At 54.3% G+C, this 24,301-nt stretch carries 17 protein-coding genes and 1 pseudogene; 9 read left to right on the plus strand and 9 right to left on the minus strand.

Going from position 1 to position 24,301, the window contains the following annotated elements; translation table 11 throughout:
• Nucleotides 1-6: 6 nt before the first annotated feature.
• Together HQN87_RS19490 and HQN87_RS19495 are read right to left on the minus strand one after the other, a co-directional pair.
• Nucleotides 7-330 (minus strand): YciI family protein, encoded by a 324-nt coding sequence (locus HQN87_RS19490; protein WP_173136775.1) that lies wholly within the window; start codon nt 328-330, stop codon nt 7-9.
• Nucleotides 331-341: 11 nt separating this feature from the next.
• The gene (locus HQN87_RS19495; protein ID WP_173136777.1) at nt 342-899 is read right to left on the minus strand and encodes an SLOG family protein; all 558 of its coding nucleotides are present in this window, start codon (nt 897-899) and stop codon (nt 342-344) included.
• A 192-nt stretch (nt 900-1,091) separates the two neighbouring features.
• Here HQN87_RS19495 and HQN87_RS19500 point away from each other — a divergent pair, with 192 nt between their 5' ends.
• The 4 genes and pseudogenes from HQN87_RS19500 to HQN87_RS33215 form a co-directional block, all read left to right on the plus strand.
• On the plus strand, nt 1,092-2,759 hold the full coding sequence (locus HQN87_RS19500; RefSeq protein WP_436836477.1) for a spore germination protein: 1,668 nt from the start codon (nt 1,092-1,094) through the stop codon (nt 2,757-2,759).
• A gap of 28 nt (nt 2,760-2,787) precedes the next feature.
• Complete coding sequence (locus tag HQN87_RS19505; protein WP_173136779.1) at nt 2,788-3,891, plus strand: GerAB/ArcD/ProY family transporter; 1,104 nt, start codon at nt 2,788-2,790, stop codon at nt 3,889-3,891.
• A complete protein-coding gene (locus HQN87_RS19510; RefSeq protein WP_173136781.1) occupies nt 3,884-5,068 on the plus strand; it encodes a Ger(x)C family spore germination protein in 1,185 nt (394 codons plus the stop codon). The genes HQN87_RS19505 and HQN87_RS19510 overlap by 8 nt, the downstream gene beginning before the upstream one ends.
• Nucleotides 5,069-5,284: 216 nt before the next feature.
• Nucleotides 5,285-5,429, plus strand: a pseudogene (locus tag HQN87_RS33215) (transposase); the annotation flags it as partial.
• A 504-nt stretch (nt 5,430-5,933) separates the two neighbouring features.
• Here the strand turns inward: HQN87_RS33215 and HQN87_RS19515 are convergent.
• Nucleotides 5,934-7,964, minus strand: coding sequence for a beta-galactosidase (locus HQN87_RS19515; protein ID WP_173136783.1), 2,031 nt, complete (start codon nt 7,962-7,964; stop codon nt 5,934-5,936).
• A gap of 120 nt (nt 7,965-8,084) precedes the next feature.
• On the opposite strand from HQN87_RS19515, the gene HQN87_RS19520 reads away from it, so the two are divergent.
• Nucleotides 8,085-8,921: an AraC family transcriptional regulator gene (locus HQN87_RS19520; RefSeq protein ID WP_173136785.1), complete on the plus strand. Its 837-nt coding sequence runs from the start codon at nt 8,085-8,087 to the stop codon at nt 8,919-8,921.
• Nucleotides 8,922-9,066: 145 nt separating this feature from the next.
• On the opposite strand, the gene HQN87_RS19525 is transcribed toward HQN87_RS19520, so the two are convergent.
• Genes HQN87_RS19525 through HQN87_RS19535 form a run of 3 tightly spaced genes read right to left on the minus strand, consistent with a single transcriptional unit; the run spans nt 9,067 to nt 12,150 of the window.
• Nucleotides 9,067-10,377: an ABC transporter substrate-binding protein gene (locus tag HQN87_RS19525; RefSeq protein WP_173136787.1), complete on the minus strand. Its 1,311-nt coding sequence runs from the start codon at nt 10,375-10,377 to the stop codon at nt 9,067-9,069.
• A gap of 58 nt (nt 10,378-10,435) precedes the next feature.
• On the minus strand, nt 10,436-11,269 hold the full coding sequence (locus tag HQN87_RS19530) for a carbohydrate ABC transporter permease (protein ID WP_173136789.1): 834 nt from the start codon (nt 11,267-11,269) through the stop codon (nt 10,436-10,438).
• On the minus strand, nt 11,269-12,150 hold the full coding sequence (locus HQN87_RS19535; protein ID WP_173136791.1) for a carbohydrate ABC transporter permease: 882 nt from the start codon (nt 12,148-12,150) through the stop codon (nt 11,269-11,271). Before HQN87_RS19535 ends, HQN87_RS19530 begins: the two co-directional genes overlap by 1 nt.
• Before the next feature lie 131 nt (nt 12,151-12,281).
• Here HQN87_RS19535 and HQN87_RS19540 point away from each other — a divergent pair, with 131 nt between their 5' ends.
• Together HQN87_RS19540 and HQN87_RS19545 are read left to right on the plus strand one after the other, a co-directional pair.
• Nucleotides 12,282-14,120 (plus strand): cache domain-containing sensor histidine kinase, encoded by a 1,839-nt coding sequence (locus HQN87_RS19540; RefSeq protein ID WP_173136793.1) that lies wholly within the window; start codon nt 12,282-12,284, stop codon nt 14,118-14,120.
• On the plus strand, nt 14,117-15,775 hold the full coding sequence (locus HQN87_RS19545) for a response regulator transcription factor (protein WP_173136795.1): 1,659 nt from the start codon (nt 14,117-14,119) through the stop codon (nt 15,773-15,775). Before HQN87_RS19540 ends, HQN87_RS19545 begins: the two co-directional genes overlap by 4 nt.
• A gap of 348 nt (nt 15,776-16,123) precedes the next feature.
• On the opposite strand, the gene HQN87_RS19550 is transcribed toward HQN87_RS19545, so the two are convergent.
• Together HQN87_RS19550 and yicI are read right to left on the minus strand one after the other, a co-directional pair.
• The gene (locus HQN87_RS19550; RefSeq protein WP_173136797.1) at nt 16,124-17,350 is read right to left on the minus strand and encodes an SGNH/GDSL hydrolase family protein; all 1,227 of its coding nucleotides are present in this window, start codon (nt 17,348-17,350) and stop codon (nt 16,124-16,126) included.
• Between the two features lie 103 nt (nt 17,351-17,453).
• Entirely contained in the window at nt 17,454-19,775 is a 2,322-nt protein-coding gene (gene yicI, locus HQN87_RS19555) for an alpha-xylosidase (protein WP_173136799.1), read from the minus strand.
• A 127-nt stretch (nt 19,776-19,902) separates the two neighbouring features.
• On the opposite strand from yicI, the gene HQN87_RS19560 reads away from it, so the two are divergent.
• Together HQN87_RS19560 and HQN87_RS19565 are read left to right on the plus strand one after the other, a co-directional pair.
• Complete coding sequence (locus HQN87_RS19560) at nt 19,903-20,820, plus strand: AraC family transcriptional regulator (RefSeq protein ID WP_173136801.1); 918 nt, start codon at nt 19,903-19,905, stop codon at nt 20,818-20,820.
• A gap of 105 nt (nt 20,821-20,925) precedes the next feature.
• Nucleotides 20,926-21,276: a nuclear transport factor 2 family protein gene (locus HQN87_RS19565; protein WP_173136803.1), complete on the plus strand. Its 351-nt coding sequence runs from the start codon at nt 20,926-20,928 to the stop codon at nt 21,274-21,276.
• An 883-nt stretch (nt 21,277-22,159) separates the two neighbouring features.
• Here the strand turns inward: HQN87_RS19565 and HQN87_RS19570 are convergent.
• Entirely contained in the window at nt 22,160-24,250 is a 2,091-nt protein-coding gene (locus HQN87_RS19570) for a class I SAM-dependent methyltransferase (RefSeq protein ID WP_173136805.1), read from the minus strand.
• Between the last annotated feature and the right edge of the window lie 51 nt (nt 24,251-24,301).

Consider the following 24,301-nt stretch of genomic DNA (forward strand, 5'->3'; position numbering starts at 1 on the left):
CCCGCCCTAATCTGCGGCTATACCCATATGCCTGTTGCCTTCATGGGACAGGCCCCAGGTGCGCAGCTCGTAGCTGCGGATACCTGATGTAACATACGGGTCCCGCTGGGCGATGACTTCCGCTGCCTCCCGGGAGGCAGCACGGATAATGACCATCCCGCCGGGACTGTCGCTGAACGGTCCGCACAGCACCAGCTGTCCGCTGCGCTCCAGCTCCTGCAGATGCTTGACATGCGCCCGGATAATATCCATATCCCTGCGGTCCTGCGCTGTTGGACTCAGCAGAATAACATAACAAACATCCTCAGTGTATACTGCTTCCCGGTTCATAAATCTCCCCCTTATTCATAATCCCGTTGGCTCTCTTCGTCAGCGATGTTCTGAATCTCCTCTGCGTGCATCAGATACAGCTCGTACTCGCCTTCGGCATGCAGCTTCATGGCGCGCTCCTTGGTGAACTTCGCAGTGCCTTCTGCAGCATCCTCGTCATAGAACAACAGTATCCCGTCGCTTTTCCGGAAGAGAAGATCATCTCTGGCCCGGAACTGCCAGCTTCCGTCATAGGGCGCATTACTTACGGCACCGTAGTAGTCAGCTCCGGCAATAATACGGCGGTACTCATTCTGCTTCTCTTCCTTCCACTTCTCCTCCGGCGCCGCATGTGCCGTAATAATGCCCAGCTTCAGTCCGGGGTATTGCTGCTTCAGCTCCAGTACCACCTCGCAGGCCCACAGATCGACGCCATATTGTCCGGGCGTGATGATCCATTCTAGCCCCTCCTCCACCAGCGGTACAATCCGGTTCGTGAGCGCTTTTTTGATATAGGGAATGCCCTGATGCTTGCTGTCATAAATGCCCAGCTCGTGGGCACGGTAGCCTGTGACTAGTAACGTTTTCATGTGCTGCCTCTTTCCTGAACGCATAATTTCCGCTGTGCTGAACAATCAGCTCTATTAAATATTATATACCCTGTAACTCATCCGGTTTTGATTTATATTTTTCGGTAAAATGACTAAATTCAAACAAACTTTGGAAAACTTCATGAACAAGGATATGTTCGCGTCAAGGATTCTTAATTTCTACGGCTGGGGATGATCATACTGTTCGCTACCATTGTATCGTTTGTACCCGGCTGGGCAGTCTTTGGTCAGGCGGGTGCGGCTCTGCTTGTTCCATTGTTCCTTAGATATATATACAGATCGCTCTACCGGTTCGTAGGAAGCGGACGGGGGCAGATTGGCCATGGCACCAAAACCGCCCGCCAGTCACAGCCGCCGGTTCCTGCGCATTCTGACACACCACGCCCGGCTTCCTTCAGCGGTAACTACAATTCGGACCTGCTTGCAGTGAGAGCCGCCATCGGAGGCAATAGCGATCTGCATTTCAGAGAATTCACGATCGCCCATTCCGGTGCCCGGGCCGTGCTTATCCATATTAGCGGCATGCAGAATGACCGGGTGCTGAATATGCAAATCATGCAGTTTCTGATGTACGACTTGCCCGCCGGTTCTCTGTCTTCCGCAGAAATTGCCGGCCGGCTGCTCCCCTTCAGTGAGCTTAAAGAAGAGGCGGCTATAGACAACTTCAATAAACTCCTCCTCTTCGGACATGGCGGCCTGCTGATTGAGGGCCTGCCCTGCGGGCTCCTGGTAGAGCTGCCCGGATCTGCTAACCGCACGATTGGCGAGCCGGTCTCCGAAGCGCTGCTTCGCGGCCCCCGGCTGGGCTTCTCGGAGGTGCTCAGCGAGAATACGGCCATGCTCCGCCGCCAGGGCTTCAATGACCAGCTTGAGATGAAGTCTTACCGGGCAGGCAACACGATTCAGCGGGACATTGTGCTCGCCTACATGAAGGATATCGTCAATCCCGACCTGCTGGAGGAGGTCAAGAACCGGATCTGCAAAATCGACTTTGATTTCCTGGCTGAATCCGGTTATATCGAGCAGCTGATTGAGGATAATTACCTCAGTCCCTTCCAGCAGCTTCAGAACACCGAACGGCCGGACAGAGTCATCAGCGCCCTGCTCGAAGGACGGATTGCCATTATGCTGGATGGTACGCCCTTCGTGCTCATCGCGCCGGTGACCTTCAGTATGCTGCTGCAGTCGCCGGAAGACTACTATGAACGCTGGCTTCCGGGCACCCTGCTGCGGCTGCTGCGGTTCACCGCCTCCTTCCTGGCCCTGATGGCTCCGGCCCTGTATATCTCGTTCATCTCCTATCATCCGGGACTGATTCCTACGGAGCTGGCGATTACAATCATCAAGACCCGGCAGGGCGTGCCCTTCCCTTCATTAATTGAAGTGCTGATTCTGGAGATCTCCATCGAGATCCTGCGCGAAGCCGGCATCCGGCTGCCGAAGCCGATCGGTCCGGCGATGGGCATCGTCGGCGGTCTGATTATCGGCGATGCTGCGGTACAGGCGGGTATCGTCAGTCCGTTCCTGGTGATTACGGTTGCCGTAACCGCCATCTCCTCCTTCTCCATTCCCATGTACAGTGCGGGGATTACACTGCGGATGCTGCGCTTCGTTGGCATGCTGTTTGCGTCAGTGCTGGGGATGTACGGTACCATTCTGTTCTTCCTGCTGATCTGCTGCCATCTGAGCAAGCTCAAGAGCTTCGGCGTGCCTTATCTGTCGCCGATCTCCCCTTTCCGGATAAGTGACTGGAAGGATCTGTTCCTGCGCGCCCCGATGGCTCTGATGAAACGCAGACCCGTCATGATGAAGACCCGGCAGAACAAACGTAAGTCATAACCGCGCCCGCGCGTAAGGAGGACGTATCATGTTCATACGTACTGATGACAAAATCACTGCTGCACAAACCGCCGTTTTCTTGAACAATACGCTGCTGGGCGCGGGAATTCTTACGCTGCCGCGCAGTGTAAGCCAGACTGTCAAAACTCCGGATGCCTGGATTTCCGTCCTGCTGGGCGGAGTGATTGTGATGCTCGCTGTACTTGTCATGGTGAAGATCAGCCAGCAGTTCCCGGGACAAACCGTCTTCCAGTATGCCGGCCGGCTCACCGGCCGGTTCATCGGGGGAGCCCTATCCCTGCTGCTCATTCTGTATTTCATCACGATCGCCGGCTTTGAGATCCGCACACTGGCTGAGGTCACCCTGTTCTTCCTGCTGGAGGGGACCCCCATCTGGGCGGTGATTCTGCCTTTTCTCTGGCTGAGCACCTATCTGGTGTCTGGAGGGATCAACTCTATTGCCCGTGTCTATACTATTGTGTTTCCCATTAGCATTATGATTCTGCTAATCTCCTTCTTGCTCAGCCTGCGGATATTTGACATTGAGCATCTGCGGCCTGTGCTTGGGAATGGAGTAGCCCCCGTATTCGCAGGCCTGAAATCCACAGTGCTTATCTTCACGGGCTGTGAAGTTACTATGACGCTTGTAGCATTCATGCAGGACCCTAAGCAAGCTGTCAAAGCTATTCTGGGAGGTCTTGCCGTTCTGATGGGAATCTATCTCCTTACCGTTGTTATAGTCATCGGCGGGATTTCTATTGGTTCCGCCAGCACCAGCACCTGGCCCACCATCGACCTGATGCGCAGCTTTGAGGTGCCGGGATTTTTCTTCGAGCGGATGGAATTCCCGTTCATGGTCATCTGGCTGATGCAGATGTTCTGCAACTTCAGCAGCTTTTTCTTTCAGGCCTCGCTGGGCCTTTCACAGATCTTCAAGCTTAAGGTCCATCCGATTATCTATGCCTTGGTTCCGCTTCTGTTCATCTCGGCGATGGTGCCGAAGTCCTTAAGCGACCTGTTTGCACTGGGGGATGCCATCGGCAGGATGGGCGTGGTTCTGTTCCTGCTCGTGCCTGTCCTGCTGTCCATTGTGTGGCTCATCCGGGCGAAGGGGCTGAAGCAGCATGTGTAGACGAATTCTGGTACTGCTATCCAGCCTGATGATCCTTGCTACGCAGACCTCCTGCTGGAGCAGCAAGGAGATTGAGGATCTGGCGTTATACGCCGGGCTGGCTCTCGATACTGCGGAGCTGTCTCCCACAGAGCAGAAGCTGGAGGAGCAAGGCTCGACTTATACCAAGCGGAATAGGATTACAGCCACGGTTCAGGTGGTTCCGGCTAATTCTGTAGGGGGTATAGAGAGTACGGACGGGAGCGTGTCTCCTTATATGAATGTAACAGGAACCGGTGACTCTGTGCTGGAGATCTTCCGCCAGTATTCCATCCTGCGGGAACGGCCCATTATCGGGCATCACCTGAAGGTGATTGTCGTGTCCAGCGAGCTGCTTAAGCAGCAGAGTATGAACCAGCTAATGGATTTTGTACTTCGGGACAATGACATCCGCCCCAGTACGATGGTATTCATCAGCCACGGCCGGGCGGAGGAGACGATGATTTCCAAGCAAAAGGGTGTCATTCCCGCCTTTCACATCAGAGATATGATGCGGAATCAGAAGAGAACCAGCAAGGTACTGGCCCCGGTTATTTTATCCAAGCTGGATTCCTTCATGTATTCCAAACGCAGTTATGCGCTGCAGAACCTGGTGACAGCGAACGGCGAGGTGGAGTTCTCCGGAGCCGGGGTGATCAAGGGAAATACCGGGCACTGGGTGGGAGCGCTGAGTCAGGAGGATACCGAATGCCTGTCCTGGCTGACCAATAGGGGGCAGAGCGGTGTCATCAAAACCTATGATTGGAGCAATGAGCCGATCACTTACGAAGTAAAGTCTCTGAAAAGTAAAATCACTGCCAAAGTAGACGGTGACCATCTGTCCTTCGACGTCAAGCTGACCACGGAAGGACGGCTGAGTGAGACCTGGAACGAAGAGGAATACCCTGCGGCCACACATCTTCCCCAAAAAGCTGAGAAGCTGTTCAATAAGCGGCTGGAGCAGATGATGCAGAGCCTATTTCACAAGCTGCAGTCGGATTACAAAGCAGATGCCATCGGCTTCTCCAGCATGCTCAAGATTCAGGAACCCGCCTTATGGCGCAAGCTGGAGGATCACTGGGACGAGGTGTTCAGCCGGACGCCCATCCACCTTGAAGTTGATTTGAAGATTACGGACTTCGGTTCTTTTACGCTATAGCACAAAGCAGGATCAACTTAAGCACTTGGATGGACGCTGCGTGAACGGACCGATGTTCCAATCGCTGTGATCTCCAGATTTTATTTATTTTCCTAATCGGTGAGAATCCGGAGACCAAGGCGACCGCTATCGCTTTTCCACATTCGTTCCGTCCTCTCCGCTGTTTAAGCGGGAAAAGGTTCTTCAATCTTTCTAAAATCACAAAAATCGTCCTTTGTTAAACGGCTGGACGACGCTACTTTGACGCTGCTTATCACGGCGGAGACCGCGACAGCTATCAACCTAAGATGCTGACCAAAGTCATGATTTACGCCTATACTCAGCGAATCTGTTCGTTCGTCAAATCGCTAAGGCCATGCGAGTTTTCCGATTACATTCGGCCTACGCGGCGCTCCCAGTCCAATTGTGTTCGGTTTTTCGATTACATTCGGACTACGTGGTGCTCCCAGTCCAATTGTGTTCGGTTTTCCGTCTACATTCGGCCTACGTGGCGCTCACAGTCCAATTGTGTTCGGTTTTCCGATTACATTTGGCCTACGCGGCGCCTCCAGTCCAATTGTGTTCGGTTTTCCGTCTACATTCGGCCTACGCGGTACTCCCAGTCCAATTGTGTTCGGTTTTCCGATTACATTCGGGCTACGTGGCGCTCACAGTCCAATTGTGTTCGGTTTTTCGTTTACATTCGGCCTACGCGGCGCTCACAGTCCAATTGTGTTAGGTTTTTCGTTAAATTTGTTAAATAGATGAACAGACGACGTTCTGTTTTTAGGCGCGCTGCTCATTTTCATGCTGGAGTATACAAAAACAAAAAGCAGCGATTCTCCTATTACGGGAATCGCTGCTTTTTTAACGTCGGTCTAGCCGATTACTGTTTGTCTGAGAGAATCAGCACTCCACGGCCAGGAACTACAGTGGAGCCGCTGAACTTCTTGCCGGTAAGCAGATCGGTCCGCTCGCCGGTGCCGATATCCGCACTAAGCTCCTCTGCGGCGTGGTTCAGCAGGAACAGGTAGGATACGCCATCCTTCACACGCTGAACAGACTCGATGCCTTCCGGTGCGCTGACCAGTGGAGCAATGCCGTTATCAGCGCACAGGTTACCCAGGAATCCGCGCAGGAAGGCGGAATCCGGGCTTGTCGCCACATAATAGGCTTGGCCTGCACCGAAGCGGTTCACGGTCAGGGCCGGCATTCCTTTATAGAAGTCCGTACCATATTCAGCGAGGACTTCTGCGCCTTCGGTATGAATCAGGTCACAGAGCAGATCGCAGCCATATGAACGGTTAAGGGAGCCCCATTCCTTGTTCATCACGATCTCATTGCTCATGCCCGGCAGCAGGGCGTCGATCTCCTCGGCCCAGATGCCGAGAACCTTGCGCAGCTCTCCAGGGTAACCGCCAACCGTGACCAGATCATTCTCATTCACGATGCCGCTGAAATAAGTTGTAATGAAGGTTCCGCCTGCCTGAACGAAGGCTTCGACCTTCTCGGCAAACCCCGGCTTCACCATATACAGCACGGGTGCAATGACAATCTTGTATTTCGACAGGTCCTCTTCCACGCCGATCATATCCGCTTCGATATTCTGCTGATAGAGCGCATCATAATATTTATGAACCTCGTTCACATAATTCAGCGCTACGGACGGGCCGCTGGAGAGATCAAGGGCCCAGCGGTTCTCCCAGTCATAGATAATCCCGATCTGCGCCGCGCTGCGTGCATCCAGCAGCTCATCGCCAAGCTGCTCCAGCTCCCGGCCAAGCTCGGCACATTCACGGAATACCCGGGTATGCTCATGCCCTACATGCTCAATCACTGCACCATGATACTTCTCGCAGGCCCCGATGGACCGGCGGAGCTGGAAGAACAGCACGGTGTCTGCACCGCGCGCAACCGCCTGATAGCTCCAGAGGCGCATGACGCCGGGACGCTTCAGCGTATTGTACGGCTGCCAGTTCTGCTGGCTTGGCGTCTGCTCCATCAGCATGAACGGCTGGCCGTTCTTCAGGCCGCGCATAAGATCATGCGTCATGGCTGTGTGGCTGACCGGCGTGTCGAGGGACGGATAGTTGTCCCAGGAGATCACATCCAGGTATTTGGCCCACTTGAAATAGTCCAGCTCCGGGTAGAAGCCCATCAGATTGGTCGTAACCGGGATATCCGTGCTGTGCTGCTTAATGGCCTCATACTCGAGGATATAGCATTCCAGTAGGCTATCCGACATGAATCTCCGGTAGTCCAGGGATATGCCCTGGAAGTTCGTCCGGTTGCCGTTCCACTCTTCACTGAGCTCATTCGGGACTACGATTTCCTCCCAGTCATAGAAGGTATGGCCCCAGAACCGGGTATTCCAGGCTTTGTTGAGCGCTTCAAGCGTTCCATAACGGTTCTTCAGCCATACGCGGAAGGCCGCTTCAGACTGCTCGGAATAATCATATCCCCCGTATTCATTGGAGATATGCCAGGCCACCAGTCCCGGATGATCCTTGTAGCGTTCAGCCAGCTTGCCAGCCAGCAAGGTTGCATATTTGCGGTAGACCGCGCTGTTCGGGTTGGAGTTATGGCGTCCGCCGAATTTACGCTTACGGCCTTGGACATCTACCCGTGTAACCTCAGGATAGCGGTGTGCCATCCAAGCCGGATGGGCGCCGGTACCGGTAGCCAGACATACATAGGTTCCATTCTTATATAAGCGGTCAATTAATTCATCCAGACCGGTGAAATCATACGTATCCTCAGACGGCTGGATCAACGCCCAGGAGAACACGTTAATGGTGGCAACGTCAATTCCGGCAAGCTTGAACATCCGCTCGTCCTCTGCCCATACCGGTGCATCCCATTGCTCCGGGTTATAATCTCCACCGTACCAAATCTTAGGTAACCTCTCGTTGATCACACTTAGCACATCCTTTATAGTATAAGTATATTCTTATTCTAATCTCTATTCTTGTCGCTATAAATATAATATTAATGAAATCCTATATAATAATATGGAACAACAGGAGATGACCCTTCTATGTCAGTAGACGCCGTCCGCAGAATCGTATTCGCCCAGGAGAGCGGCCAGCTGCTCCCCATTACCCTGGACAGTATGGGCTATAACCCCGATCAGGAGAAAGTCTCCCGTCCGCAAGGCTATCACACCTATCACTGGCTGCAGACTGCGAATGGCGAAGGGCTTGTCCACTTCGACAACAAAAAGATCACCCTTCCCGAAGGCAGCGGCATTCTCCTGATGCCGGGTACGCCGCATCGTTATGAATCGCTCTCCTCCGAGGCATGGCGCACCTATTATCTCACCTTCGGCGGGACATCAGCCCGGCATATATTGGATTCGCTTGGCATGAATACCAGCCTCCTCTTCCGCTGGGAGAGTGAGGCGCCGCTGCACCAGATGCTGAAGGAGATGCTGGACCGCCACGATGCTTCAAGCGATATGTTCAGCCTGGGTGAATCCAGCGATGCCTACCGCTTCCTGCTGACCCTGAATACCTACGGGCAACTGCATAATAACACCGCGATCTCCCGCAATGTAGACAAGCTTCAGCCGCTGCTGAAATGGATGGACAGCCATTATGGCGATCCCGGGCTCGGTCTCCATGATCTCGCTTCCCAGCTTGGAGTATCCGGGAGATATCTGAACAGCCTGTTCCTGAAGACCTTCGGGCTATCGCCCTATGCCTACTTCGTCCGGCTACGTATCCGCAAGAGCAAGGAATTGCTTGTCGCCCAGCCCCAGCTTACGGTAAAAGCCATCTCGCAGCGGGTCGGCTTCCGCGATGTCAGCCATTTCGTCGCCACCTTCCGCAAGCAGTCGGCCGTTACGCCGGAGCAGTTCAGAAGGCTGCACTAGCCGATAGCCGTCTCTTCCTTCTCTACGTCTTTTCCGCTCTTGCTCCACAGCTCCGCCGCCACCCAACCGGAAAGAACGCCCCCGCCTCACCTCATATGCTGAGATAGACGGGAGCGTCCGGGCAAATCCACTTTATCCATTCAGATTATTTCTTAAGCTTATCCCAGGCGGCCTGCATGCTCTTTTCCCAGCCTGCTTCGTCAACTTTGCCGGCGATCATCTCTTGAATGGAGCTGGCGAATTCTTGCGTCACCCCATCAGGGAATTTGGAAGCCTGCAGTCCGTAGACCTTGCCTTCTTGAACGTAGTTCCAGACGTCCGCACCCAGAAGACCGATATCTTCAGGCGTTGCCGGAATGGTGGACAGGGCAGGAATGAATTTCCACTTTTTGACGATATACTCTTTGCCCATATCCGAAGTGACGAGCCAGTTCAGGAAGGTCTTGGCTTCTTCCTTGGAGCCGGATTCCTTGTTCACTACCAGGTTCGCAGGAACCCCCACCGACAGCTTGTCGTTCATCGCAGCGTCGTCGTTGATTGGCATAGGGAACATTCCGATGTTCATGTCAGGCGTAATGTTGTCCACCAGAGTCTGTGCCCAGTTGCCTTCCTGCATCATAGCCGTTTCGCCGTTGGCGAACAGCGCCAGGTGAGTGTTTGCATCGGTAGTCAGCGGATTCTTCTGGCCGTATTTTACCGTCAGATTCAGCAGGTTGCTCCAATCCTTGAATTTCTCGTTACCCACAATGGATGCTGTTCCGGCGTTCAGACCGCTGATGAATTCATCCACATTATCCTGCTGTGCAAAAGCTACGCTAATGCCCTGGATACCCAGCAGCCACCATTCCTGATAGGCGTTGCCGAAAGGTGTAACGTCAATGGCCTGCAGCTTCTTGGCGGCTTCTTCAAGCTCTGTGATTGTTTTGGGCGTTTCCTTGATTCCGGCCTTGGCGAACAGATCCTTGTTGTAGACATAACCGATCCCTTCAAGGTTCATGGGCATCCCGTAGGTTTTGCCGTCCTTGGTCATCGGCTCCGCTGCAAGTGGAATCAGATCCTTCACCCAAGGCTGATCGGACAGATCCTCAAGCTTGTCAGCCCACAGCTCCATTTCAGCGTACCCGCCGTTACTGAAAATATCAGGAGCATCGCCGGAAGCGAATTTGGTCTTCAGCGCTGCACCATAGTCTGCGCCGCCGCCCACGGTTTGAATGTCCAGCTTGATGTTCGGGTGCTCCTTCTCGAATTCAACCTTCAGCTCATTCAGGCCTTCTACGATTTCGGTTTTGAACTGGAAGATCTTAACCGTTTTCACTTCACCGGAAGGTTTGCCAGCGCTTCCATTAGAAGCACTATTCGAAGCATTATTATTAGTGCTGTTGCCGCCGCATGCCGCAAGCACGAGCGACATCAGCATCACGCTGGACAGCATCACTGCAGAGCGTTTCTTCATCATTTGTATTTCCCCCTTGAAATAATGTAACTGCTTAATATGTGGAACGGGAGCCCGGTGATTAACCCTTCACCGAGCCGGCCGCTATTCCCTCAACAATATAACGCTGCATGAACAGATAGAAAATTACGATTGGAGCTACACCGATGGTCAATGCCGGAAGCGCCATATCCCACTGCTTCGTATATTGGCCGAAGAAGGAGAAGGTCGCCAGCGGAATGGTCCGCAGTTCAGGTGCCTGTAGAATCAGGGATGGCAGCAGATAGTCATTCCAGATCCCCAGGGCATTCAGCACGATGATGGTCATCAGCATCGGCTTCAGCAGAGGCAATACAATCCGGAAGAACGCCGAGATCGGGTTACAGCCATCCACTGTAGCCGCCTCTTCGATCTCCAGCGGCACGGACTTGATGAAGCCGTGGAACAGGAAGATCGCCATCGGAATGCTTAATCCCAGATTGGAGATAATGAGACCCGTGAAGGAGTTGTTAACGCCCAGGATGTTCACGACCTTCAGAATCGGAATCATAATGGTCTGGAAGGGAACCACCATGGCCGCTACGAACAGCAGCAGCAGAATCTGATTTAACCGGTTATTGGCACGCACCATACGGTACGCCGCCATCGCACTGAACAATGAGATTAGCACCACACTGATCACCGTAACAATCAGCGAGTTGCGGAAAGCCTCAGAGAAGCGGGCCAGCTTCCAGGCATTCGCATAGTTCGACCACATGAAGGTCTGCGGCCAGCTTGCCGCGTCGCTCAGAATTTCACCGAAGGATTTCACCGAGTTCGCAATCAGGAAATAGAACGGAGAGAGGAACAGAAGCGCCAGCAGAATCATGATGACTTCAATTCCGATATTCCATCGGCTTTTGGACTTGGCATTCATTAAGCTTCTACCTCCTTACTCTTGGTTATACGAACCTGAATGACAGTGATCAGCGCCACGATGAGGAAGAACAACAGCGCTTTTGCCGTACCCAGACCATAACGGTTATTCAGGAAGGCTTCATTATAGATGTTCATGGCTACAGACTCCGTCGATTTGAACGGCCCGCCTTTGGTCAGCGACAAGTTCAGATCGAACATTTTGAAGGACCAGGAGATCGCCAGGAAAAGACCGATGGTTACCGCAGGCATGATCAGCGGAACGATAATGTTACGCAGCACCTGCATCCGGGAGGCGCCGTCAATCTCGGCCGCTTCGAGCACTTCTTTGGACACGTTGCTCAGCGAAGCGATATAGATGACCATCAGATAGCCGGAGGACTGCCAGATAAATACCATGACGATCGCCCAGAACCCGGTTGTCGCATCCCCAAGCCAAGGAAGATTGAAGAAGGACCAGCCTGTAATATCGCCCATGGTGGCGAAGCCTTTGATGAAGATGAACTGCCAGATGAAGCCCAGCAGCAAGCCCCCGATCACATTCGGCATGAAGAAGATCGTCCGGAGCATATTGCGTGTTTTTAAAGGTTTGGTCAGCAGATAGGCCAGGAAGAAGCCTACTACATTAGTCAATATAACGCCCAGCACGGTGAATCTCACGGTAAACCAGAAGGATGACCAGAAATCGGGATCATGGGTAAAAATCTTTTTAAAATTCTCAAAGCCGACCCAGCTAACCTGACCAGATACCCCGTTCCAGTCTGTGAAGGAGTAGTACATCCCCATCAGAAACGGAATAATCGTGATCAAGGTAAAAAACAATAATGCCGGGCCAACGAAAAATGCCTGTTGACCGAACTGGGACAACTTATTGCCGCGCATTTAAAGGCCCCCCTTTCTTTTGCTCACTTACTTGTTTATGATCTAAAGATATTATCTGTTTTTTAGAGCGCCTCTTACACCTACGCAAGTGATCTTTAGGGTGTAAAATATTGATCGGAGTGACAAGCCCCTTGAAATGGAACAGTATCCGCACGAAACTGATTGTTTTCCTGCTCCTGCCCACCTTAATCTGCATAATGGCTACTATGTACGTCAGCTATTCTCATACCACCAAGTCGCTAAGAACCCGCGCGGTTGATGAGAATACGAATCTGCTGTATCAGGGCTCCAAGAACATTAACAGTCTGCTTCAGGAGATCAACCGCCTGTCGCTGAACGTATACGCCGACGGGGATTTCTACCGGCTGCTTGAAGCCGGGTACGACGATCTGTCCTCCGACATTGCCATTTACAACTCGCTCAGCTACATTTCTACTTCACTTCCGAATATCTCGCAGGTGTACTTATATGGCGTGAAAGACGCCAAAGCTACATTGATTACCGACAACACCACGCCCAAGCGCTGGCTGAGAAGTACGCCGTACCGGGAATCCCGGATTACAGGCAGCCCCCCGGTGAAGGTGCAAAGCACCCATCTGAGCAATGCTTACGGGCTGAACCTGCCGTTAACACAGTTCGTGCCGGAGCCGGTTTTTACGATGCACCGCAGGATTGAGCGTATCCCTTCCTCAGAGGCCATCGGCTATCTGTCGATTGATGTCAAGCTGGCCGCCCTCGGCGATATTGTGGACGAGCTGTACGACCAGGATCAGGAGCAGATCTATCTGCTGGACAGCAGCGGCAAGCTGGTATACGGCCAGGATGCCAAGGCTCTGGGCAAACCGCTGAATGCAGCGTGGTACAACAGGCAGATTGCTGACAGCACCGGGACCCAGGGCTATTTCGAGCAGGAAGGCGCTGTGTTCATCTATCAGCAGATCAGCAGCATCGGCTATAGCTGGACGCTCGTCAAGCAGATCCCCGTCTCTTATCTGTTCCGGGAAGCCAAGGAGGCCGCAGGCATCAATATCTTGCTGCTGGTTCTGCTGCTCATTACGATCATTATCTTAACCGTGCTGGTCTCCTTCCGGATCACCGCCCCGATCAAGCAGCTGGTCCGGTACATGAATCAGGTGCAGACCGGGAATCTGGAGATTGAGATCCGCCCGGCGGGCAAGGATGAGATCGGTGTCGTCACCGAGCGCTTCCGCAGTATGATGGACACGATCAACAATCTGATCCTGCGGGAGTACAGGCTGGAGCTGACGAACCGAACCAATGAGCTAAGGGCGCTACAGTCTCAGATTAATCCGCATTTCCTGAACAATACGCTGCAGATTATCGGCACACTCGCCCTGGAGCTGAAGGTGCCGCAGATCTACGGCCTGCTCTCTGCGCTGGCCAAGATGATGCGCTACAGCATGTACAATGATGAGAAGATTGTGACGATACAGAATGAGCTGGACCATGTCAAAGCCTATATCGAGCTGCAGAAGGAGCGTTTCGAGAATAAGTTCAGCTTCCGCTACGATATAGAAGAATCGCTGCAGCAGGCGCTGATGCCCAAGATGATTCTCCAGCCGATTGTGGAGAATTATTTCAAGCACGGGTTCAATCGCGCCCGCAGTGACGGATTCATTGAGATTACCGCCGCTCGGCTATCCCCGGACCGGATGGAGATCAGCATAAGCAATAACGGCCTCCCCATTCCGGCAAGCCGGCTGGAGACATTGCGCAAGGAGCTGCAGCAGCCCCTGCCGCCAGAGGAAATGGACATGCTGAAGAACTCGGGCCAGGACGGCTACAGCAGGCGTGATGCTCCCGGAGCGGGCATCGGCCTGGGGAATGTTCTGGCCAGGCTGCGGCTGGTATGCGGAGATGATTCCCTGCTGAGCGTAGATAATCTGAAGGCAGGCGGGGTCATCATCCGGCTGGAAATTGATATATTAGTGGAGAGTGAACCGATATGAAGGCGCTTATTGTGGACGATGAAGCAAGAGTCCGGAAGGCGGTCCGCCTGCTGGTGGACTGGGAGGTCCATCAGATAGAGGAGATTCTGGAAGCCGGCAGCGGCAATGAAGCCATGGGTCTGATCCGCAAGGAGAAGCCTGCACTGGTCATTATGGATATGATGATGGAATCCGGGAGCGGCCTGGAGCTGATGAGCTGGGTGGATGAATTCGCCGGCAATACCAAATTCGTTGTGGTCAGCGGACATGATGATTTCGACTTCGTCCGCCAGACCGTCCGTCACGGCGGCATTGACTATATTCTGAAGCCGATTGAAGCAGAGATGATTAACAATGCGGTATCCAAGGCGGTATCCGCCTGGCGTGCCGAAGAGGAGGAGCGCAACCACCGCCAGCGCCAGAGCCTCCGGCTGAATGAGATCAAGCCGATCTACGGGGAGAAGCTGCTCTCCGCATTAATAGATGATAAGGTCAATGCCGAGGCCTCGCTGCGCCGCCTGATTCATGACGGCATTATTCCGCAGGACATCCGGACCTCGCGCCTGATCCTCCTGCAGACCGACAGCGGCAACAACCCGCTGCTGAGGCGGTTCGGCGGCGACAGCGAGCTGATGTATTACGCCATCGTTAACATCTGCAATGAATTCCTGCAATCGCAGCGCAAAGGCATTGCCTTCCGGTATTGGGGCGGTCCGCCGGAGATTGCCATCATTCTCTGGGATCTGGAGGAATCCGTAACCGGGCTGATCAGCCGGATGAATCAGGGGCTCTACCTGACCCTGCAGTTCCGGATGCACTTCGGAATCAGCACAGCGGGAGAGTTCCCGGGACAACTCCCCGCAGGACGCGCAGAAGCCGCCGAAGCACTGCTCCGGCGGAATCTGTTAAGGCATGAGGATTACTGTCACTTCTCTCCGGCTGAACCGGCCGCAGGGCTGGTCCCGGACGGCCAGCGGTCCGGCAAGCCCGGCACAGCAGCGCCGCTGAATTTCGCCGATGTCCAGGAGGACTGGCGGCTGGCTGTTATCAGCGGGACTCCTGAGGCCCTGTCCGCTGCTGCGCATTATTGGACCCAGGAGCTTAGCCGCCGGGGTGTGGTTACCCCGCAGATGCTGAACGCCTGGAAGGCGGACGCTATGCTGCTGCGCTCCCGTCTCGTCCGTGCAGCGCTTGGCAGCCAGGCGGACAGCGTATTGGCCGAGCTTGAGCAACAGGACCGGCAGAACCCCTCTCCGCAGCCCGGCGGTTATTCCTTCTCCCTGTTCGCCTGGCGCGACTGGTCCTTCACATTCATGCAGCAGCTATCGCAGATGCTCTCAGCGAGACACATGAATGAGCAGAATATAGTGACGGAGATTATTAAGTATATCGAGCAAAATTACGCATCCGATCTCTCCTTGCAGGAGATCGCCGGCAAATTCCAGGTCAGCCGCGAGTACGTCTCACGCCGGTTCAAGCAGGAATACGGCATCAACTTCTCCGACTATATCGTCAGCGTCCGCATCGAGAAGGCCAAGCTGCTGCTGCCCAATCCGGGCCTCAAGCTGGCCCAGATCTCGGAGATGGTCGGCTTCCACGACGTCAAATACTTCAGCAAGGTCTTCAAGAAGCTGACCGGCCTCTCGCCGAAGGATTACCGGGGGCGGGCGGAGTAATGAGTGCAGGCGATTTTGCGAAGCATATAAATCTTTCGAAAAAAAGATAAGCGTCTGCAAACCCGCAGGCCCTTATCCTTGGGTAATCCGCATAAACTGTCCTGCTGCACGATCACTGTCGGCATAACGCGTTTAACGTGAGAATCCTGCCCGGAATGCAACATTCCCCTCACGGAGTACGGCCGTATTTCGGATTTGTTGTACGAAAGGCAGCATTCCACCCCGTCCAAGCGGCTTGGCGGAACAATTCCTGCCTTATGTACAACAATCCTCCCGTGCCCCCGGTACCCGGGATTCAATGCTGCATTACTTACAACATTTCCTACCTGTTGCCTTGCCTAAGCAGTATTAGGGTCTGCCTGAAGACGCAGATTTCCCGGATTCCCCATACCATGCCAGAAAAGCATCCGCCACGGCCTTCCCGGCCGTGCCGTTCGGGTGCGGGTCGAACTCGTCACTCATATACTCCGGTCTGATTCTGTGCTCTTCCGGAGCCGGTGCAGACAGCACTGCGGCTATGTCGAACACGCGGTCCACACCGGCAGGCGGGCTGTTAAGAATCGCCGCATTCACCGTACGCCAAGCCGTTTCGCGTGCACCCTCGAAATTGAACGGCGGCACGGTACTCAGAATCACGGCAGTCTCTGGCCGCGCTTCCTTGATCTCAGAAATAATATGCGTAAGGTCTGCCAGCAGCTCCTCTGCCGAGCGTTGACCGATATCCAGATCATTCACCCCGAGCACGATCAGCAGCTCATCGCCCTGCTTCGCTTTGTCCAGCCAGGCGCCATCCGTGGCGACATCATAAGCCCGGCCCCAGCCGGAGCCGATATTCCACAGCCCGTAGCCCGTTCCCAGTCCTTCGGCGATTCTTGCCGCCCAATAGGCGTATTCATTCTTCGCTGTCCGTACTCCCTGCGTAATCGAATCCCCCAGGAAGACCAGCTTCTTCGTTACCTCTGCCCTGTATCCCAAGAAGCTTGGGAGGACCAGCAGCTTGTCCGATTCGTTGAATGCAGCGGCCGATTCCTGAGCGGCCAGGTGGCCCGGCGCATCGTAGCCGGAGACCAGCATTCCTTCCACGTTGAACGGAATCGACTTCCCGGCTGCCGCCTTCAGCGTCCAGGTGAACGCCAGAACATGCCCTTCGGGCAGCTCCAGCAGCGCTTCGTCGCTCCAGAACTGCTCGCCCGGCTCCACCAGCCGCGAGGCTTCGCCTCCGAAGGTTACCGGGACCTGTGATCCCGATACAACCGTACCGTCCGGCACGGTGCCCCCATCGGCGATATACGCCGCTTCAATACTCCACGCCCCGCCCGGCTCACTGGCCCTTGACTCCGCCCCCAGGTCCCAGGTCGAATCCACGGCATTACTGTGCCAGAACTTCAGCGTCAGGCGGCCATTCTCCCGGAGCCGGATGTAAGTCCGGTACGTACGAGTGAAGGGCTCGGACGAGTTCATAATATAATTGGCGGCTGTGGACAGCGCTGTGGCTGAAGTGAACTCCGGCTGGCTCAGGACTCCGCTATTCTCTGTATCGCTAATCTCTTTACCACTATCCTCTTGAATATTCATAGTTCTCCATTCTCCTGTTCTGATGACTCCGCCTGCAAAAAACTCTCCAATGCACCAGGGACGGATGTCCCCTGTCATCAGAGAGCTTAAGCATCAGCTATTCTTATTTCAGCATCAGCGTGAACGATACGGACTTCGCTCCGGCGCCCACTGTCACTGTAGTCTCATCTGCCTGAGCCGCACCTTCTACGGAAGCGATAGCGCCGAGATCCTTCACTGCAAAGGTGAACGCTTTGCCGCTGCCTTCGGCAGTTACAGTTACCGTGCTGCCGCTGCGCGCAGCTTCCACCTTCAGCTCGGGAGCGCCATTGATATCGCGTACCGTTGCCGTTGCCGTCTTGCCGTCCTCCAGGGAGTACAGGCTAAGCTTCACGCCTTCGGCAAAATCATAATCCGGACGGCTATCCTCGCTGCCTACGGCAAGCAGGGAATTCTGGCGTACGAACAGCGGCAGGCTGAAGAAGTCATACTTCTCTTTGCGCCAGGATCCGCCTTCTACAGTCTCACCGCTTAGCAGGTGTGTCCAGCGGCCGGCCGGCAGGTAGTATTTCACTTCGCCGTTCTCCTGGAAGATCGGGGCCACCAGCAGGGAATCCCCCAGCATGTACTGGCGGTCCAGTACCTCGCAGGTCGGATCTTCCGGGAATTCCATCACCATGGCCCGCATCGAAGCCCAGCCCTGCTCATGTGCCTGTCCGGCAACATCATACAGGTACGGCATCAGGCTGCATTTGAGCTTGGTGAAGAAGCGGGTAACATCCACAGCTTCGTCATCGTAAGCCCAAGGCACACGGTACGAGGTGCTGCCGTGCAGACGGCTGTGGCTGGAGAGCAGGCCGAAGGCCAGCCAGCGCTTGAAGACATGCGCCGGAGCCGTATTCTCGAAGCCGCCGATATCATGGCTCCAGAAGCCGAAGCCGGACAGGCCGAGCGACAGGCCGCCGCGCAGGCTCTCTGCCATGGATTCATAGTCAGCGTAACAGTCGCCGCCCCAGTGAACCGGGAACTGCTGCCCGCCGGCTGTAGCGGAACGTGCGAACACGGCAGCTTCATTTTTGCCGAGCTTCTCTTCCAGGACTTCAAAGACAACCTTGTTATACAACTGGGTATAATAATTATGCATTTTGTACGGATCAGAGCCGTCGAAGTACACCACATCGGTAGGAATCCGCTCGCCGAAGTCCGTCTTGAAGCTGTCTACGCCCATATCCACCAGGTCACGCAGGTAACCGGCATACCATTCACAAGCTGCAGGGTTAGTGAAGTCCACCAGACCCATGCCCGCTTGCCAGAGGTCCGTCTGATAGACGTCGCCATTCGGTCTTTTGAGCAGATAACCGTTCTTCCGGCCTTCTTCAAACAACGGGGAACGCTGTCCGATATACGAGTTGATCCAGACGCAAATCTTCAGCCCTTTGTCATGCAGACGCTTCAGCATCCCCACCGGGTCCGGGAATACACGGGAATCCCACTGGAAATCGGTCCATTGGTACTCGCGCATCCAGAAGCAGTCGAAGTGGAATACATGCAGCGGCAGATCGCGCTCCGCCATCCCTTCCACGAAGGAATTCACCGTAGCTTCATCGTAGTCCGTAGTGAACGAAGTGGTCAGCCACAGGCCGAAGGTCCATGCCGGAGGAAGCGCAGGCTTGCCGGTCAGGGAAGTGTATTTAGTAATAACCTCTTTAATCGTCGGCCCTTCAATCACGAAGTATTCCAGGCTCTCTCCGGCTACGCTGAATTGGGCTTTTTTCACCTTCTCCGAAGCGATTTCGTAAGACACCAGTTCCGGCTGGTTGACGAACACGCCATAGCCTTTGCTGGTCACATAGAACGGAACGTTCTTGTAGGCCTGCTCGGAGCTTGTACCGCCATCCTTGTTCCACAGGTCAACCACCTGGCCGTTTTTCACAAAAGCAGTGAAGCGCTCGCCCAGACCATACACGAATTCGCCAACGCCAATATCCAGCTCTTCACGCATGAACGTGTTGCCGGCCTGATCCGTGATATAGGCCATCGACTTGTAACCGCTGCCGGTAATGCGCTCGTCGCCGCGGTAAAAGTCCACAGACCAGTGAGTGCCCTTGTTGATGACCACACGGAGTCCGCCGCTGATCAGCACCGTCTGTGCTTCCGTCTCTTCAATCTGAACATGATCGCCCGTTCCCTGGGTCAGTTCAAACGAAGGCCCCCGGTTAATTACGCCATCATTATGAATAATCTTAATACCAACCACACCCGGCAGCGGAGAATGGAATTTTACGGTAAGCAGTGTAGAGTTAAGTGTGGCCGAACGACCTGTAATTGGAGTTGTCTGCGTAATGGCTGTCAGACCTTCTGTAGTTTTCTCTACCACATAGTTCTGAACTGCACCATTGATGGTAATTCCGTCACGTACCAGCCAAAGGCCGTCTGTAAATTTCATATGTGCACTTGCCACCCTTCAATTTGGTGTTTATAGTTGCATTATACCGATAACAAAATCACAAAACTAATAATATATAGCTCATTTATAACACTATTTTGATATCATTCATCCAAGGAGGGCTACAATGGACCGCACATCACAGCGTTTGCTGAAGGAAGACCGTGAACACGGGGATGCCATGTTTCCCTTAGCTGCCTACTGGATCGAGCTTCCGGCCGGAGCGCCTGTCCTTGACACTCACTGGCATGAGGAAGCGGAATTCTTCCTGCTGCTTGAAGGCGAGATTCTCTTTCAGGTGGATACCGACTATTTCACCCTCCGCCCCGGCGAAGCCGTGTTTATTGAATCCGGTGATATTCATGCCGCTTATGCGGTCAAGGACACTCCCTGCCGGTTCTGCGCACTGGTCTTTCACCCCGATCTCCTGGCCAGCGCCCAATATGATACCATCCAGCAGACCGTCATTCTGCCGCTTCAGGAGAAGCGCCAGAGCTTTCCGCGTCACCTCACTCCCTCCATTCCCTGGCAAGGAGAGCTGCTTCGGCATCTGGAGCGGATGATGGAGGCGTATGATCATACGATGCCCGGATTTGAAGCCTTTATGAAAGGAACCCTGCTGATCATGCTCTCCCAGATTGCCGCGCCCGGACGTTCGGTCAACCACAGCCAGTCCGGGGAAGCGGATACGGCGAAGGTGGACCGGCTGAAGAAGGTGATTCTCTATATCCAGGACAACTATCAGGAGCCGATTCGCACCCGCGACCTGTCCGGGCTGATTCCGATGAGCGAAGGGCAATTCTGCCGGTTCTTCAAAAGCATGACGCGCAAAACGCCCGTGGATTACATCAACTCCTACCGGGTCCGCCAGGCCGCAGCCCTGCTTAAGCAGGGGGACCGCAAAATCTCCGACATCGCCATGGATGTCGGCTTCGACAATGTCAGCTACTTCATCAAAGTATTCCGCAAAATGATGAACTGCTCGCCTTCCGAATTCCGCAAGGACGCCGGTCAACTCTCCGGGCAGAACCAGCTATACCCATAGCTCAGCCCCCGTCCAAACGAGAATGTCTGCTTACGGATGCCCGGATACGTTTAAGTTAGTGTAAGGATGGCATCTCACCAATCTACTTACAGGAGGCAGATATCCATGAATCAACATGTTACCTTGCCCAGTGAAGTACAGGACTTTTACAATGCGATCAACCAATATCAGCCCGAGGTCTTCATTGAATTGTTCTCTCCCGGCGCAAGCGTGAAGGATAACGGCAAAACGGCCGAAGGTAAAGAAGCCATAGCGGCTTGGGGTGAATCCGAGCTGTTCTCTGCCAAGGTCCGCTTCACTATTATGGAGATCGAAGAAGCCGGCGATCACATCGCCGTAACAGCCGAGATGGAGGGGGAATTCAATAAGAACCGCGTTCCCGCCCCGCAGCTGTTCCGGCATGAGTTCGAGGTACAAGGCGGTAAAATCAGCACCCTGATCAGCACACTTAAGTAAGCAGAGGCTGCTTTTCATGTGACACCTATACCTTCTTCTATTTCAAAAAAGCTGTCCCCTAAGTCATGAAATGACTGTGTGGGACAGCTTTTTATTTTCGAGCAGGATCAACGTGTGCCTATGAGTGGACGCTCCGCGAACGGGCCGTTGTTCCAACCGCCGCTGGGCTCCCCGGATTTCTTCACTGATTGCACTTTCTGCAATAGATTCCGCTTTATTTTGCCTTAAAATTCATTCTGTTGTATTTCATACATCAGATTTCTGAATATAGGCTCCAAAAGGCCATTTCCAGGAAATTCTAGTGTATAGAGTGCAATAGAAGCCATTTCCTCGTGCTTGTTAGAGAAATCTATTGCACAAAGCGCAACAGAAGTGGGCTAAATGTGGAAATGAAGAGCAATAGTGCACCTTATTTCACTAGACGCGGGCCCAATGAGCCAATAAGGCGCATTAGTGCACCTGAATTTACTGGGCGCGGGCCAAATGAGCCGACAGAGAGCAATAGTGCACCTCAATTTACTGGGCGCGGGCCAAATGGGCCAATAAGGTGCAATAGTGCACCTGAATTTACTGGGCGCGGGCCAAATGAGCCAATAAGGCGCAATAGTGCACCTGAATTTACTGGGCGCTAACCAAATGAGCTGACAGAGAGCAATAGTACACCTCACTTCACTGGACGCGGGCCCAATGAGCCACTAAGGAGCAATAGTACACCTCACTTTACTGGACGCGGGCCAAATGAGCCGACAGAGAGCAATAGTGCACCTCATTTCACTAGGCGCAGGCCCAATGAGCTAATCAGGATCAATAGTGCACCTCATTTCACTGGGCGCGGGCCAAAAATCGACCGCTCAAGCAGAAGCCCCAGCCCCAGCCCCCGCCCTCACCCCGCCTTGCGGATCACGATGAAGCAGGTGCTGTCCGGCAGGGCGATTGCCTGCCCGCTCTCATCCATCACCACAACCCTATCCTGCAGCGCCTCCGTATAGCCCTCCTGCAAGTAGTGGCGGAACACCTCAATCTTCGCCTGCGGTCCAAGCGTCTGCTCAATGAACGCAGCATACTGCGACGGAGTGAAGTATCCGAACTGCTCCTGCACCTCATGGATGTAGGCTTCTTCCCCCCACGTATACGTGTACAGAAACTCCATCGCATCATTCACCGGCATCAGCACCTCCTGCCCGCTAAGCTGCTCATACCGGATACTCCGGCCGTCAAAATCCTTCGCATACCGCTCCAGCCACGCCATTCCGTCATCCTCCAGGAACCGCACTCTTCGCATCTGATCCTCCGGCTCGGTCATAATCCCGTCACGGATAATGATGGCTCCGCCGTCCGCCAGTACCCCGAAGGCGCTGGCCAACGCTGCCGACACCGTTCCATGATTGAACTTCTTCCCGTCCAGCGGGACATAAGAATACAGCTCATGCAGAATAGATGAGAAAATCACCGTATCCACCGTCCCCGGCTCCACATAGTCCTTCAGGTTCAGCGCATCGCCCTGCAGCACCTCCCAGCGGCGGTCTTCCCGCTGCTTGCGCTGCCGCAGCGCTTCAATCACATTGCTGGAGATATCAATGCCGACCGGAACCACCTCCGGCATCCGCTCCTCGATCAGGTCCAGCAGCACCCCGCCGCCCGGCCCGATGTCCAGTACTTTACGGCCGGTGACATAATCCAGAATCACCGCCTTGTAATCTGCTGTATCATTCATCTGGCTTAAGTACGTATCCTCATTGTGGAACCGGTCAAAGGCGTCCCGCCGCAGATCAAACAAGTCGAACAGCAGCAGCACCGCCCGTTCATAGAGCGCCGACTTCTCGGCCTCTATACAGAATTCGATCAGCTTCTCCGCTGCCGGAGAGAACTCGAAATGGAAGAACAGCGTACCCGGCAGATGCTCCTTGCGCAGCAGCCGGTGTACCAGATGCGGATTGGCGCCGGAAGGCTCCGCTCCGCTGTAGATCTCCTCCCAGCTCAGCCCGGAGAGGTATTTCTCGATAATCCGTTTCTTGTACACGTTGATCTTCTTGCTGCCCTTATAATCATAGTGGATACTGTTCATCACCGCCTCGAAGCTGAGGTGATGAATATGAAGCGGGCTGCTGGCAGCGGCCAGGCTGATGACCTTCAGGAATTGCTCCAGCGTGAAGGTCTGCAGCGCTGACTCCACATACCAGAAGGTAGCAGGCTGCAGCGGCTCCAGTGCGTCAGGAAGGAACCCTTCCCGCATAAGGAGCTCCCATTCCGTCTCATAATCTTCGCCCTGCGCAATCGACTCTGCGCGCATTCTCCGCAGGCGTTCCTTCATCGGCAGCTCAGGCTGCAGATTCCCCGAGGAGATGACAGCGATCAGCTCCATCACCTGCGGACGGACCTCCTGCCACAGCTCCGGGGAGACGGCAGCGATGATGCAGTGATTCAGCGCGAACAGCAGACGCTCCAATTCATCGGCGCTTAGCACACCCTGCTCCACCAGCCGGGACAACGGAAGATTGACGGAAGGCGGAACCTCGCCGCGGATTTGCTGCCCGATCAGCCCGTGCGTTTCGATCAGGGTGTGTACGACCAGTCTTTTCTCAACCGACCCTGCCTGCTCCTGCCCGGTACCGTCCACATACCGCTGGTATAGCTGTGCAGAGCCGATATTATGAACGAAAATATTAATGCCTTCCTCCTGCCAGCTCCGGCGCTGCCGTAGAGTACCACCCTTGGCCGTCTCCGACCAGACCAGGGTCTCTTCAACCAATTCCCTGATCCAATAGGACAGAGGAAGACTGTCCAGTATACGCAGACTCCGCTCTACATAATCCAGCACCGGGTTCTGCTGTTCCAATTCCCGGAGCGATTCCACCCGTTCCAGATTGACAATCGTCTGTTCGGCCTGAACGATGTATTCGAGCCACCGCCAGCCTTCACCGGAGGGCTGCCCCCCTTCACGGTACGCTTCTATAGCCTGCAATGATTTCAGCATTTCCATGCCTCCCTATGTATTAACAATCTCTATACAATAGCCCTGCTGCCT

Source organism: Paenibacillus tritici, from assembly GCF_013204885.1.
Lineage (GTDB): Bacteria > Bacillota > Bacilli > Paenibacillales > Paenibacillaceae > Paenibacillus_AQ > Paenibacillus_AQ tritici.

Bases quoted from the DNA above. Each gene is read 5' to 3' on its own strand.
- HQN87_RS19545 (WP_173136795.1), top strand. From the start codon at position 14,117: ATGAAGGCGCTTATTGTGGACGATGAAGCAAGAGTCCGGAAGGCGGTC.
- HQN87_RS19570 (WP_173136805.1), bottom strand. From the start codon at position 24,250: ATGCTGAAATCATTGCAGGCTATAGAAGCGTACCGTGAAGGGGGGCAG.
- HQN87_RS19535 (WP_173136791.1), bottom strand. From the start codon at position 12,150: ATGCGCGGCAATAAGTTGTCCCAGTTCGGTCAACAGGCATTTTTCGTT.
- HQN87_RS19530 (WP_173136789.1), bottom strand. From the start codon at position 11,269: ATGAATGCCAAGTCCAAAAGCCGATGGAATATCGGAATTGAAGTCATC.
- HQN87_RS19510 (WP_173136781.1), top strand. From the start codon at position 3,884: ATGTGTAGACGAATTCTGGTACTGCTATCCAGCCTGATGATCCTTGCT.
- HQN87_RS19505 (WP_173136779.1), top strand. From the start codon at position 2,788: ATGTTCATACGTACTGATGACAAAATCACTGCTGCACAAACCGCCGTT.
- HQN87_RS19490 (WP_173136775.1), bottom strand. From the start codon at position 330: ATGAACCGGGAAGCAGTATACACTGAGGATGTTTGTTATGTTATTCTG.
- HQN87_RS19565 (WP_173136803.1), top strand. From the start codon at position 20,926: ATGAATCAACATGTTACCTTGCCCAGTGAAGTACAGGACTTTTACAAT.
- HQN87_RS19520 (WP_173136785.1), top strand. From the start codon at position 8,085: ATGTCAGTAGACGCCGTCCGCAGAATCGTATTCGCCCAGGAGAGCGGC.
- HQN87_RS19500 (WP_436836477.1), top strand. From the start codon at position 1,092: ATGATCATACTGTTCGCTACCATTGTATCGTTTGTACCCGGCTGGGCA.
- HQN87_RS19525 (WP_173136787.1), bottom strand. From the start codon at position 10,377: ATGATGAAGAAACGCTCTGCAGTGATGCTGTCCAGCGTGATGCTGATG.
- HQN87_RS19550 (WP_173136797.1), bottom strand. From the start codon at position 17,350: ATGAATATTCAAGAGGATAGTGGTAAAGAGATTAGCGATACAGAGAAT.
- yicI (WP_173136799.1), bottom strand. From the start codon at position 19,775: ATGAAATTTACAGACGGCCTTTGGCTGGTACGTGACGGAATTACCATC.
- HQN87_RS19560 (WP_173136801.1), top strand. From the start codon at position 19,903: ATGGACCGCACATCACAGCGTTTGCTGAAGGAAGACCGTGAACACGGG.
- HQN87_RS19495 (WP_173136777.1), bottom strand. From the start codon at position 899: ATGAAAACGTTACTAGTCACAGGCTACCGTGCCCACGAGCTGGGCATT.